Below are 11,806 nucleotides of genomic sequence, written 5' to 3' on the forward strand. Positions count from 1 at the left end.
CAATAAACTGTTTACAATATAAAATTCAGAAAATTAAATTATTAATAAATCAAACAATTAAAGATCATTAATCAAAAAAATTGAACACAATGAAAAAGTTATTTGCAATTTTAGCAATCTTCGGAATTATGTCTGTTGGATTGTCATCGGTTCTTTTCGCTCAAGAAGCTACTCCGGAAGAACAAACACAAACAGAACAAGTTGCCGCTACTCCTGTCGAAACCACACAGGCTGCTGTTCAGGAAACTTCAACCGGAGGATTACACCAGGCATTAAAGGTTAAATTTATTGAAGGTGGTGCCGGATTTATGAGTACCATTGCAATCTGTATGATCCTGGGCCTGGCTTTCTGTCTTGAAAGAATTATATACCTGAGCTTGGCCGATGTTGATCCGGATGCTTTCCTGAATAAAGTAGGAGGTGCATTGGACAGAGGTGACGTTGAAGCTGCAAAAGTTATTGCACGCGGAACAAGAGGCCCAGTTGCATCCATCATCTATCAGGGACTTCTCCGCCTCGATCAGGGAGCAGATGCAGTAGAGCGCTCCATTGTTTCCTATGGCGGTGTGCAGTCAGGATTACTGGAGAGAAACCTTTCATGGATCACCCTCTTCATCGCTATTGCCCCTTCACTCGGATTCCTTGGAACCGTAGTAGGTATGGTTATGGCATTCGATGATATTCAGAGAGCAGGCGATATGAGCCCTACTATTGTGGCCGGTGGTATGAAAGTGGCTTTGATCACGACTGTAGGGGGTCTTATCGTGGCTATTATCCTTCAAATTATTTACAACTACATTCTTACAAAGATGGAAGGTATCCTTAACAAAATGGAAGACGCCTCTATCACTTTCCTTGATCAGGTAATTAAATATAACATTAAATACAAAAACTTGTAATAATTATGGCTGTAACTAAAATACACAGAACTTCCAGAATGGTTCTCATGATAGGGGTTGCAATTTCCCTTGTTGTGCTGGGCCTGTTCTATTTAGGAGGTCAGGCATCGGCACAAGATAAAGTGATTGCCGAGCTAAGTCAGCCTAAATATACTGATGCGATATTGTATTGGGCTTATTTTCTGCTGATTGTCACGGTAGTTGTTTTGATTGGATTTGCTGTGTCAGATTTTATAAGAGGATTGAAAGAGAATCCCAAGAAGGCATTAAGTGGATTTTTAGCTATACTGGCTTTGGCGGCATTATTAATATTCTCCTTTGTCATGGGAGATGGAACGCTGTTGAATATTCCAGGATATTCAGGTCCGGATAATACACCTCCAACCTTGAAATTGACCGATATGTGGCTTTACTCATGCTATTTTATGCTGATAGTAACGGTGTTGGCAATGATTGTAATGCCTATGTTGAAGGTGAAGAAAAAATGACATTATCGTAAGGCTTTTTGACCTGGCACAAGCATGCTTGTGCCAGGTCATAGCCTGAAAACGAACGAATTAATGTAACGATTCGTAACAAGAATCAATAAAAATGTTTTAATATGCCAAAATCAAGTAGAAAAGTTCCGTCACTCAACGCAAATTCAATGGCTGACATTACCTTTTTGCTGCTGACTTTTTTCATACTTGTTTCTAGTATGGATACGGATTCCGGTTTGGCTCGTCGCCTCCCGGCACCTCCACAGTCAGAAGAGCAAACATCGGTAGACGTACAGCGCAGGAATCTGCTGGTAGTACTGGTAAATGCCCAGAACGAAACGATGGTTCAGAACCAGCTTACCAGAGAGTGGTATTCCAATGAAAGAGAGTTGCGTGGAGAACAAGGTGGAAAAGTGGCTTTAAAAGATATGGTGAAAGAGTTCGTACTTAATACTTCAAATAGTCCGTCACTTCCGGAATTATCCGAAGAGGACTTCGGAGCGCCAATAGGTACGGTGCCTGTTACCTCTGCCCATGTGATCTCTATACAAAATGATGCTACTACCAGCTATAAGGCTTATATTGCAGTGCAGAATGAGGTGGTAAGAGCATATAATGAGTTGAGGGAAGAGGGAGCAAGGAAATATTTCAACATCTCTTATGATGAGCTGACGGAAGAACAAAAAGATCAAATTAACAAGCTCTATCCTCAACGTATTTCTGAGGCTGAGCCTAAAAACTATGGGGAGGGAAAATAATGGGAAAATTTAATAAATCAGGTAAAAGAGAAATGCCTGAGTTGAATTCATCGTCTATGCCCGACATTATTTTCGCTATTCTGTTCTTCTTTATGGTTACTACTACCATGCGTAGTGAAGAAGTGATGGTAAGAATAAAACTTCCTACAGCCTCTGAAGTACAGAAGCTTGAAAAGAAGTCGCTGGTGACTTATATCAATATCGGCCCACCACAGGATGTGAGATTGGGAACAGGTACTCAAATGCAGTTGAACGACAGGTTTGCACAGGTGGCAGATATACAGAATTATATTGCCCAGGAAAAGGCTAGTATGAATGAGGCCGACCAACCTTTAATGACTGTCTCAATTAAGGCTGATGAAGATACGCGCATGCAGTATATTACCGATGTAAAACAGGCATTGCGTCAGGCGTATGCATTAAAGATCAGTTATTCAGCCCGAAAGGGAGAGAACTGATACAGTGCTGAACTAATGTAAATTAAAAAACCGGATCACTCTCAAATGGTCCGGTTTTTTACATATTAGCCTGTAATTGAGGCTCTTTTTTATTTACTTTTATTGAAATTTCGTGTGCGTTTTGTTATTTTCTATTCCTTGCGAACGACAATGTTTTCTGACACGTTAAGGATTACCTGATTTCACCCATTCCATCACATTGGCGGGCGCCCGTTTTGCCATAAGCTCACGCTTCATGAAGTCCATATAGGGCATTACGTGATGATAAAACTGATAGTACCCCTCGCACAGATAATTTAACCCGTCATTACCATATCTGTCTTTAACAAAACGGTTCTTTGGGCATTCGCCGTAGCAAGCAAACAGAACATCACATTCTCGGCATTGCTGAGGCAGTTTATCAAATTTATTGTTACCGAATTCAAGCTGTTCCTGTGAATACATCATTGCTGTAAGAGGTTTGGAGTAGATGTTTCCAAGGCGGTATTCGGGAAATACAAAATGGTCACACGAGTAAACATCGCCGTTAAACTCTATTACCCCGGCATGGCCACACGTTTTTGCCATAGTGCAAACACCTGGTTGTTCACCAACCCAGTTGGCCAGCGTTGAGTCAAATATCTGTATGAACACTTCTCCTACATCCTGCTTAACCCATTCATCGAATATTGCACATAGGAAGTTTCCCCATTGCCTGGCTGTCACTGAAAAGGTCGCCAGCTCTACTTCACTATCAGTATCTTTTGCAGTAGCTAGTTTCAGGGGTGAACTGTTCTTGTGCAGACGTTCAACAATGGGGGTAAACTGTACGAAACGGCAACCTGTATCTTTGAAAAAACGGTAGAAATCGAGAGGATAATCTGCATTGTAATCATTCACTACTGCCATACAATTGAATTCTACACCGTGTTTATTCAGTAGTTCAATACCCTTCATTACACGGTGAAAAGATGGCCTGCCCATCTTGTCACGGCGATATTCATCGTGAAACTCTTGTGGCCCATCGATTGAAATACCCACAAGAAAATTATTTTCCTTGAAGAAAGTACACCACTCATCGTTGAGAAGGGTGCCGTTTGTCTGTATTGAGTTATCTATATGTCTCCCCCGGGCATACTTCTTCTGTAGTTCCAAAGCTTTTTTATAGAAAGAGACCGGACGCATTAGCGTTTCACCTCCGTGCCAGGTGAACATAACCTGTGGCATGGTCTGGGAGTCGAGGTATTGCTCTATGAATTTTTCAAGGAGCTCTTCACTCATCACCTGATTCTTATTTCCATATAGAATTGCCTTCTCCAGATAGTAACAGTAATTGCAATCGAGATTGCATTTCGAGCCTACCGGCTTTAACATTACATACATTGGCCTGGCAAATGGGGCATATGTTGGCATATTGTGGGTTTATAGAATTTATTTGTACCGCAAATATAAACAAAACATGCAATTATCCGGTTCAATGACTGGTAAGATTCAAAAAAACACTATGAGGAGCATAGAATAATTTTTTCTATTTTTGAGAAGAATGGGTTAAATAAAAAATGGGTAAGCTTACTATATCGCGCCGCTACAACCAAATACCCTTGCTTCGGTCAAGACCTGGGGGATTCATTGGGAGCTGGCCGTATAGGACTTACCCAAGTGCAAAGATACGGTTTTTTTTTAAGTTACAAAATGGTTAAATTGATTTTTACTATTCATGCACTTTTTTTATCTTTGTAAATATTTGCACTATTAAAGCATTGTACTATTAACGCAACTTTAACTTTTTTAGAGAAAAATCATATCAAATACAATTTAATTATGAATATCGCTGACCGGTTTATTAAATACGCACGTATCGATACTCAATCGGATGAGGAAAACATGCAAACTCCGAGTACCAGGAAACAGTTCAATCTGGCAAAGGAGGTAGAAAAGGAAGCATTGGAGATGGGATTGACAGATGTAAGCCTCGATAATAACTGTTACCTGATGGCTACATTACCGACTAATACAAAGAAAAAGGTCCCTGTTATAGGATTTATTGCACATTTTGATACAAGCCCTGATATGAGCGGTGAAAATGTGAATCCGCGCATCGTAAAAGCATATGATGGAAAAGATATTGTGTTAAATAAGGAACAATCTGTGGTTTTATCACCGTCTGACTTTCCTGAATTATTGCGTCATGTGGGTGAAGATATTATTGTAACAGATGGGAATACACTTTTGGGAGCTGATGATAAAGCCGGTATAGCCGAAATTATGAACGCTATGCAATACCTTACTGATCATCCCGAGATTGAACATGGAAAAATACGTATAGGTTTTACTCCTGACGAAGAGATCGGTAGAGGGGCAGACAAGTTTGATGTTGAAAAATTCGGTGCCGAATGGGCTTATACAATGGACGGAAGTGAAGTGGGGGAGCTGGAATATGAAAATTTTAATGCAGCCTCGGCTAAGATAGTTATACATGGTAGAAACGTTCATCCAGGTTATGCGAAAAACAAAATGATTAACGCACTTAACATAGCCAACAAGTTGATTAATCTGCTCCCGCATAACGAACGTCCTGAGTCGACAGAAGGATATGAAGGATTTTTCCATCTTATTTCTTTGACCGGGACAGTGGAAGATGCCAAAATGTCGTTTATTATTCGTGACCATGACAGGAAAAAATTTGAGGAACGCAAGTCGCTGATGATAAATGCTGTTGAGATGTTGAACCAGATATATGATGGACGCATCACAATAGAGATGAAAGATCAGTACTATAATATGCGTGAAAAAATTGAACCTGTAAAACATGTCATAGATTACGCTTACAGAGCCATGGAAGAGGTGGGTGTAAAGCCAAATATAAAACCAATTCGTGGTGGGACTGATGGAGCACGTTTGTCGTTCATGGGTTTACCCTGTCCTAATATTTTTGCTGGAGGAATGAATTTCCATGGGAAATATGAATTCCTTCCAATTCCTTCAATGGAGAAAGCCTCAGAAGTGATTGTAAAAATCGCAGAACTTGTAGCAAAAGATTATTAATATAATTAAAATATTGACTAATAATATGAAAAGGACTCCTTTTACAGATATGCATATTGCACTTGGTGCAAAGATGCACGAATTCGCCGGGTATAACATGCCTATTGAATATTCAGGTATCATTGATGAGCATCAGACAGTAGTGAATGGTGTTGGTGTTTTTGATGTGTCGCATATGGGTGAGTTTTGGGTGAAAGGCCCAAAAGCCTTAGAGTTTTTGCAGAAAGTGTGTAGTAACGATGCATCTGCCCTTAGGATCGGAAAGGCTCAGTACACCTGTTTCGTAAATGGAAATGGAGGCATTGTTGATGACTTTATTGTTTATCATTACGAACTTGAGAAATACCTGCTGGTTGTAAATGCAGCCAATATTGAGAAAGATTGGGCTTGGTGTCAGAAACACAACACAATGGGTGCCGAACTTGAGAATGCATCAGGCCATATGGCGCAGCTGGCAGTGCAGGGACCCAGGGCAATTAATACACTGCAGAAACTGACTAATGAGGATCTGGCTGCAATACCTAATTATGCCTTTGTTAACGGTACATTTGCAGGTGTTGAGAACGTAATTATTTCAAATACAGGCTACACAGGTGCCGGTGGATTTGAACTCTATTTCTATCCGGAACAGGGTCAGATAATTTGGGATGCCATTTTTGATGCAGGTGAAGAGTTCGGTATCAAACCCATAGGCTTGGGTGCACGCGATACATTACGCCTCGAAATGGGATATTGTCTATACGGAAACGATCTTGACGACACAACAACACCGCTACAGGCAGGTTTGGGATGGATTACCAAATTTACTGACAACAAACCGTTTATTGGCAGAGAGGTGCTGGAAAAGGAGAAGTCTGAGGGAGTATCTCGTAAACTTTGTTGTTTTGAACTGGTTGATAAAGGAATTCCCCGCCACGGGTACGAGATTGTTAATGCCGGGGGAGAGGTTGTAGGGAATGTGACTTCTGGAACAATGTCACCAATGCTGAAAATTGGAATCGGTATGGGATATGTCAAGCCGGAATTGGCAAAAGCAGGTACTGATATCTATATAAAAGTTCGGAATAGAAATCTGAAGGCAACAGTGGTAAAACCGCCCTTCAGAAAATAGTAAGATTCAGTTTCAGACATAAATCATCTTTCGGGTCATTCCGCCATCAATGATGAAGTTTTGTCCCGTGATGAAGCTGTTTTCGGGATTCATAAGGAAGAGGACCATACGTGCAATATCCCAGGCATTGCCCACACGCCCCGAGGGATGTTGCAGGTGGTCTTCCCGGGATAACAGGGCTTGTTTGGCAACCGATTTTTTTTTGAGCGCTGAGACATCAATCCATCCCGGGCTGATTGAATTTACACGTACATTTGGTGCCAGGCTTACTGCCATGGCATGGGTGAGAGAGAAGATGCCGCCTTTGCTGGCTGAGTAAGATTCGGTGTTGGCTTCGGACTGAAATGCCCTTGTGGAGCACATATTAACGATAGCCCCCTTCGATTCTTCAAGATAAGGCGCAAGATACTTACTGCATAGAAACGTGCCGGTGAGGTTAGTGGCAATAGCCCTGTTCCACTCTTCAAGGGAAAGCTTATCCATTGGCTTGGAAACCTCATATACGGCATTGTTGACCAGTCCGTATGTGTTGCCAAACTTTTTTACTGCAGCCCTGATGGAGGACCTGATGCTCACCTCATTTGAAACATCGGTAATAAAGAAATCGCAGCGACGTTTGTTGAGGTGGGGACGAAGCTCTTCCATCGCTTCGCTGTCAATATCAAATATAGATACGGTATAGCCGTTTTTAAGCAGTTCCTGAGAAATAACTCTTCCGATGCCTTGTGCTCCTCCTGTGACTATAATATGTGGCAGTTTTGTCTGTTTCATGCCGCAAGTAAATAAATCAGCAACAACCGGACTTTAACTATAAATATTCTTTTTGCCGGCCAAAAGAGTATTTTTAAGTAGCGATACTATGGTCATTGGGCCTACACCTCCGGGAACGGGAGTTATGTATGAGCATTTAGGGGCAACCTCGTTAAAGGCAACATCACCGGTGAGCTTGAACCCTGATCTGGTTTTGTTGCTTGGTACGCGAGTTGTGCCTACATCAATTACTACCACTCCCTCTTTAACCATATCCCCTTTCAGAAATTCCGGTACTCCCAGAGCAGCAATAATGATGTCGGCCTGCAGGCAAATCTCTTTGATGTTAGGAGTGCGGCTGTGGCACACAGTTACTGTACAATCGCCAGGATAGCTTTTTTGCATCATCAGCATGGATACCGGTTTCCCGACAATATTGCTTCGTCCCAATACCACGCAGTGCTTTCCCCTTGTTTCTATATTGTATCTTCTCAGCAACTCAACTATTCCTGAGGGTGTTGCAGACAGAAAGCAGGGCATCCCCAGCGACATGCGTCCTACATTTACCGGATGAAAACCGTCTACATCTTTGCGATAATCAATTGCTTCGGTAATTTTAGTTTCCGAAATATGTTTTGGTAATGGCAGTTGCACGATAAAACCATCGATACCGGTATCGTTGTTCAGCCTGTCAACACATGCCAGAAGTTCTTCTTCGGTGACATCATCTTCGTATCGTATCAGGGTGGACTTGAATCCCACCTCTTCACACGACTTCACCTTGTTAGCCACGTAGGTTTCGCTGCCTCCGTCGTGCCCCACAAGTACCGCTGCCAGATGAGGAGTTTTACCTCCGGCCGCTTTGATAAGTGCTACCTCTTCGGCAATCTCTTTTTTTATTTGTGCCGCAACTGATTTTCCATCAATCAATTCCATAATTTGCTGTTTATTATCTTTTAGTATTAGGATGTCAGTTCTCAGCGTTCGGTTCTGAATTCTGAATTCCCGGTTTCAAGTTTTCAATTTTCTGAATTATGATTTTCAGTTTTATCTTCTGCGCATTTTCCTCATCGTCTGCCGTCCACCGCCCGATGTCATCATGCGCATCATCTTTCGGGTTTCATCGAACTGCTTGATAAGTTTATTTACCTCTTGAACGTTGGTGCCGCTCCCTTTGGCTATGCGGGCCCGACGGCTACCATTAAGTATTTCGGGGTTGCTGCGTTCCTGAGGTGTCATGGAACGGATAATAGCTTCAATACCCTTAAAGGCATCGTCATCAATATCCAGGTCTTTAATCTGTTTACCTACACCGGGAATCATTGATGCAAGGTCTTTAAGGTTACCCATTTTCTTTATCTGCTGAATCTGGGCAATGAAATCGTTAAAATCGAACTGGTTTTTGGCAATCTTTTTTTGAAGGCGACGAGCCTCCTCTTCATCGTACTGCTCCTGCGCTTTCTCGACAAGCGAAACAATGTCGCCCATCCCCAGGATACGATCAGCCATACGTTCGGGATGAAATACATCTATGGCATCAAGCTTCTCGCCGGTACCCACAAACTTAATAGGCTTGTCTACAACAGACCTGATTGAAAGAGCAGCCCCACCACGCGTATCACCGTCAAGTTTAGTAAGCACAACGCCGCTAAAGTCGAGCCGCTGGTTAAACTCTTTGGCTGTGTTCACGGCATCCTGCCCTGTCATGGCGTCCACCACAAAGAGAATTTCTTGAGGGTTGATTGCTTTTTTTATGGATTCTATCTCGTTCATCATCTGCTCATCAATAGCCAAACGGCCTGCGGTGTCGATGATGATAAGGTCTTTACCGTGCTGACGGGCATATTGAAGGGCATTTTGTGAAATTTTTACCGGATTCTTATTATCCTCTTCAGAATATACTGCCACTCCAATCTGTTCCCCCAGTACCTTAAGCTGTTCAATGGCAGCAGGACGGTAAACGTCACCAGCCACAAGCAACGGGCTTTTACCGCGTTTGCTTTTGAGCATGTTTGCCAGTTTGCCGGAGAAGGTGGTTTTACCCGATCCCTGCAACCCCGACATTAGAATTATTGCCGGGCTACCTTTTATATTAATATCAACAGCAGAGCTACCCATAAGGGTTGCCAGCTCATCATGAACAATCTTTACCATCATCTGCTCGGGCTTCACGGCGTTTAGTACGTCTTGCCCGAGTGCCTTCTGTTTAACGGTTTCAGTAAACTCCTTCGCTGTTTTATAGTTTACGTCTGCATCGAGCAAAGCACGGCGTACCTCCTTAAGGGTTTCGGCAACGTTTATTTCGGTAATCTTGCCCTGGCCTTTCAATATTTTAAACGACCTCTCGAGTCTTTCGCTTAAATTCTCAAACATAATTTTTAGTTTTAATTCACTTCACGGACACAATGTGCGCAAAAGCGGAGGTCAATCCGAAAAAAGGCACAGTGTGAAAACGATTCATTGTATGGATGATAATAAATGATTATAAGTGATGAAACAGTTTCACTATTTTGAATACAAAGATAATGAAAAAAGGTTTACCCTGAAAAAGTGAAAGTGTACATTTAAAATAACTATATTTGTTCCGGAATTATGACTTTCTCCCCTCAACGACAGAAGAGTGGCATCGGCCCCTTCTAATAATTGAGTGGACTGAATACTTTAACAAAAATGAATGTAAAAAAAGCAAACAAGCTGCAAAATTTTATTTATCTATCTATTACCGCGGCAATAGTGACGATAGTGTTGAAATTTTACGCCTACTATATAACCGGATCAATGGGTTTTTTGTCGGATTCGTTGGAATCATTCGTTAACCTGTTTGCGGCTATTTTTGCCCTGATTATGTTAAACCTGTCTCAGAAACCTGCCGACGATGGACACGATTACGGGCACAGTAAAGCAGAGTATTTTTCCAGTGCTGCCGAGGGAGCCTTAATTCTTGTTGCAGCCTTTAGCATTATATTGAGTGCCATCAACCGTATTATTAATCCAAGACCGCTGGAAAATATTAACACCGGGTTGCTGTTTTCTTTTTTGGCATCACTGGTTAATCTGTTGGTGGGGATCGTATTAATTAAAAATGGGAAAAAAAACAAATCATTGCTTCTTGAAGCTGATGGTAGACATCTTATGACCGATGTATGGACCTCGGTAGGGGTTATTCTGGGGATCATCGTGGTTAAATATACCGGGTGGCTCATTATCGACCCTGTAATTGCCATACTGGTAGCTATAAACATTATTTATACCGGATATATTCTGATCAGCCGTTCAGCCAGCGGTTTGATGGATGCGGCAATACCCGAGGATGATCTGAAGAAAGTAATCATCTATCTTGAATCATTGAAAGATAAACAGATTGAATACCATTCACTTCTGACACGGGCCGCAGGTCAACGAAAATTTATCTCAATGCATCTGTTGGTCCCGGGAGAATGGACTGTAAAAAAGGGGCACGATTGTGCCGATGATATTGAAGAGGCTATTGTTGAAATGTTTGACGAGCCGGTTACCGTTTCAACCCATATCGAACCTGTGGAAGATCCGGCCTCGTTAAAGGATATCGGCATCGATCGTCAGAAGCGCCACAAGGGCCAGCAAGTTACCCCGTAGTATCGGCATCTATAAACAGAATCCATGCAAGGGCCGGCTAATAAAATAAAAAACCCGGAAGTTATTTAATAACTTCCGGGTGCCTCCCGGCCAAGGCTGATTTCTTCAATTCCGTGGCTTTTATTATTCTGAAAAATGAATATAACAGAATGCTCGCAGCAATTTTTTTTACTTGCATTGCAAAGCAGAAAGCTTATCAAACTCAACAAATTATGCCGTTTGCTTATTGATGAATATGTTATGCAATTGCTGAACCCATGAGAAATGCAGCTGCAAGCGACACTATAGCATATAACTCCGGGAATACAGCCAGGATAAGAGTGTTGCTAAACGCATCGTGCCCCTGACCGATAGCAACCACACCGTTAGCACAAACCTGTCCCTGACGTATAGCAGAAAGTAGTCCTACGAATCCCAGAGCAAGCCCTGCAGCTAATGTTGCCATTGCCTGAATAAATGTGATGTCGGGAGTCAACACCCCGAAGATACTCTCAAACATGAAGTAGCCGGCAAAACCGTACAATCCTTGTGTACCGGGAAGAGCTGTTAATACTAGAAAATTACCAAATTTCCCGTCCACCTTTTTAGCTGCTCCAATGGCAGCATTTCCAACTATAGTAACCCCGTAGGCGCTTCCAATGCCGGAAAGGGCAATCATCACTGCTATACCTACATAGGCAATTAATAAATTTGTTTCCATTCAGTTGTTTTT

12 protein-coding genes are annotated in these 11,806 nt (G+C 42.1%); 7 read left to right on the top strand and 5 right to left on the bottom strand.

The genetic code is table 11. From position 1 onward, the window contains the following. The first annotated feature begins 89 nt into the window (after positions 1 to 89). From B3B27_RS06605 to B3B27_RS06620, 4 genes are all read left to right on the top strand, one after another. Positions 90 to 899, top strand: coding sequence for a MotA/TolQ/ExbB proton channel family protein (locus B3B27_RS06605; RefSeq protein ID WP_238841517.1), 810 nt, complete (start codon positions 90 to 92; stop codon positions 897 to 899). A 5-nt stretch (positions 900 to 904) separates the two neighbouring features. After that, positions 905 to 1,387, top strand: a complete 483-nt coding sequence (locus B3B27_RS06610) for a hypothetical protein (RefSeq protein WP_238841518.1) — start codon at positions 905 to 907, stop codon at positions 1,385 to 1,387. 113 nt (positions 1,388 to 1,500) lie between these two features. Further along, on the top strand, positions 1,501 to 2,136 hold the full coding sequence (locus tag B3B27_RS06615; protein ID WP_238841519.1) for an ExbD/TolR family protein: 636 nt from the start codon (positions 1,501 to 1,503) through the stop codon (positions 2,134 to 2,136). Then, positions 2,136 to 2,594 carry an ExbD/TolR family protein gene (locus B3B27_RS06620; RefSeq protein WP_238841520.1) on the top strand — a complete coding sequence of 153 codons (459 nt, stop codon included), beginning with the start codon at positions 2,136 to 2,138 and terminating at the stop codon, positions 2,592 to 2,594. The genes B3B27_RS06615 and B3B27_RS06620 overlap by 1 nt, the downstream gene beginning before the upstream one ends. A gap of 165 nt (positions 2,595 to 2,759) precedes the next feature. Here B3B27_RS06620 and B3B27_RS06625 read toward each other — a convergent pair whose 3' ends face one another. Beyond that, positions 2,760 to 3,986 carry an anaerobic sulfatase-maturation protein gene (locus tag B3B27_RS06625; protein WP_286832436.1) on the bottom strand — a complete coding sequence of 409 codons (1,227 nt, stop codon included), beginning with the start codon at positions 3,984 to 3,986 and terminating at the stop codon, positions 2,760 to 2,762. Between the two features lie 408 nt (positions 3,987 to 4,394). On the opposite strand from B3B27_RS06625, the gene pepT reads away from it, so the two are divergent. Both pepT and gcvT read left to right on the top strand, forming a co-directional pair. Continuing rightward, positions 4,395 to 5,618 (top strand): peptidase T, encoded by a 1,224-nt coding sequence (gene pepT / locus B3B27_RS06630; RefSeq protein WP_238841522.1) that lies wholly within the window; start codon positions 4,395 to 4,397, stop codon positions 5,616 to 5,618. Between the two features lie 25 nt (positions 5,619 to 5,643). After that, positions 5,644 to 6,729 (top strand): glycine cleavage system aminomethyltransferase GcvT, encoded by a 1,086-nt coding sequence (gene gcvT / locus B3B27_RS06635; RefSeq protein ID WP_238841523.1) that lies wholly within the window; start codon positions 5,644 to 5,646, stop codon positions 6,727 to 6,729. A gap of 12 nt (positions 6,730 to 6,741) precedes the next feature. Here the strand turns inward: gcvT and B3B27_RS06640 are convergent, their stop codons facing one another. The 3 genes from B3B27_RS06640 to ffh all read right to left on the bottom strand — a co-directional run bounded on the left by B3B27_RS06640 (position 6,742) and on the right by ffh (position 9,852). Continuing rightward, positions 6,742 to 7,500: an SDR family oxidoreductase gene (locus B3B27_RS06640; protein WP_238841524.1), complete on the bottom strand. Its 759-nt coding sequence runs from the start codon at positions 7,498 to 7,500 to the stop codon at positions 6,742 to 6,744. A 33-nt stretch (positions 7,501 to 7,533) separates the two neighbouring features. Continuing rightward, positions 7,534 to 8,415, bottom strand: a complete 882-nt coding sequence (gene folD, locus B3B27_RS06645; protein WP_238841525.1) for a bifunctional methylenetetrahydrofolate dehydrogenase/methenyltetrahydrofolate cyclohydrolase FolD — start codon at positions 8,413 to 8,415, stop codon at positions 7,534 to 7,536. Positions 8,416 to 8,526: 111 nt separating this feature from the next. Continuing rightward, a complete protein-coding gene (ffh, locus tag B3B27_RS06650) occupies positions 8,527 to 9,852 on the bottom strand; it encodes a signal recognition particle protein (protein WP_238841526.1) in 1,326 nt (441 codons plus the stop codon). A 297-nt stretch (positions 9,853 to 10,149) separates the two neighbouring features. On the opposite strand from ffh, the gene B3B27_RS06655 reads away from it, so the two are divergent. Then, positions 10,150 to 11,094 carry a cation diffusion facilitator family transporter gene (locus B3B27_RS06655; RefSeq protein WP_286847165.1) on the top strand — a complete coding sequence of 315 codons (945 nt, stop codon included), beginning with the start codon at positions 10,150 to 10,152 and terminating at the stop codon, positions 11,092 to 11,094. 238 nt (positions 11,095 to 11,332) lie between these two features. On the opposite strand, the gene B3B27_RS06660 is transcribed toward B3B27_RS06655, so the two are convergent. Further along, positions 11,333 to 11,794, bottom strand: coding sequence for a V-type ATP synthase subunit K (locus B3B27_RS06660; RefSeq protein WP_238841528.1), 462 nt, complete (start codon positions 11,792 to 11,794; stop codon positions 11,333 to 11,335). Positions 11,795 to 11,806 lie beyond the last annotated feature (12 nt).

The organism is Proteiniphilum sp. UBA5463, assembly GCF_002427225.1.
In the GTDB taxonomy this organism is placed as follows: domain Bacteria; phylum Bacteroidota; class Bacteroidia; order Bacteroidales; family Dysgonomonadaceae; genus Proteiniphilum; species Proteiniphilum propionicum.

What these genes read in the sequence shown, in the direction of transcription:
- B3B27_RS06605 (WP_238841517.1), top strand. Translation starts at nt 90, where the DNA reads ATGAAAAAGTTATTTGCAATTTTAGCAATCTTCGGAATTATGTCTGTT.
- B3B27_RS06610 (WP_238841518.1), top strand. Translation starts at nt 905, where the DNA reads ATGGCTGTAACTAAAATACACAGAACTTCCAGAATGGTTCTCATGATA.
- B3B27_RS06615 (WP_238841519.1), top strand. Translation starts at nt 1,501, where the DNA reads ATGCCAAAATCAAGTAGAAAAGTTCCGTCACTCAACGCAAATTCAATG.
- B3B27_RS06620 (WP_238841520.1), top strand. Translation starts at nt 2,136, where the DNA reads ATGGGAAAATTTAATAAATCAGGTAAAAGAGAAATGCCTGAGTTGAAT.
- B3B27_RS06625 (WP_286832436.1), bottom strand. Translation starts at nt 3,986, where the DNA reads ATGCCAACATATGCCCCATTTGCCAGGCCAATGTATGTAATGTTAAAG.
- pepT (WP_238841522.1), top strand. Translation starts at nt 4,395, where the DNA reads ATGAATATCGCTGACCGGTTTATTAAATACGCACGTATCGATACTCAA.
- gcvT (WP_238841523.1), top strand. Translation starts at nt 5,644, where the DNA reads ATGAAAAGGACTCCTTTTACAGATATGCATATTGCACTTGGTGCAAAG.
- B3B27_RS06640 (WP_238841524.1), bottom strand. Translation starts at nt 7,500, where the DNA reads ATGAAACAGACAAAACTGCCACATATTATAGTCACAGGAGGAGCACAA.
- folD (WP_238841525.1), bottom strand. Translation starts at nt 8,415, where the DNA reads ATGGAATTGATTGATGGAAAATCAGTTGCGGCACAAATAAAAAAAGAG.
- ffh (WP_238841526.1), bottom strand. Translation starts at nt 9,852, where the DNA reads ATGTTTGAGAATTTAAGCGAAAGACTCGAGAGGTCGTTTAAAATATTG.
- B3B27_RS06655 (WP_286847165.1), top strand. Translation starts at nt 10,150, where the DNA reads ATGAATGTAAAAAAAGCAAACAAGCTGCAAAATTTTATTTATCTATCT.
- B3B27_RS06660 (WP_238841528.1), bottom strand. Translation starts at nt 11,794, where the DNA reads ATGGAAACAAATTTATTAATTGCCTATGTAGGTATAGCAGTGATGATT.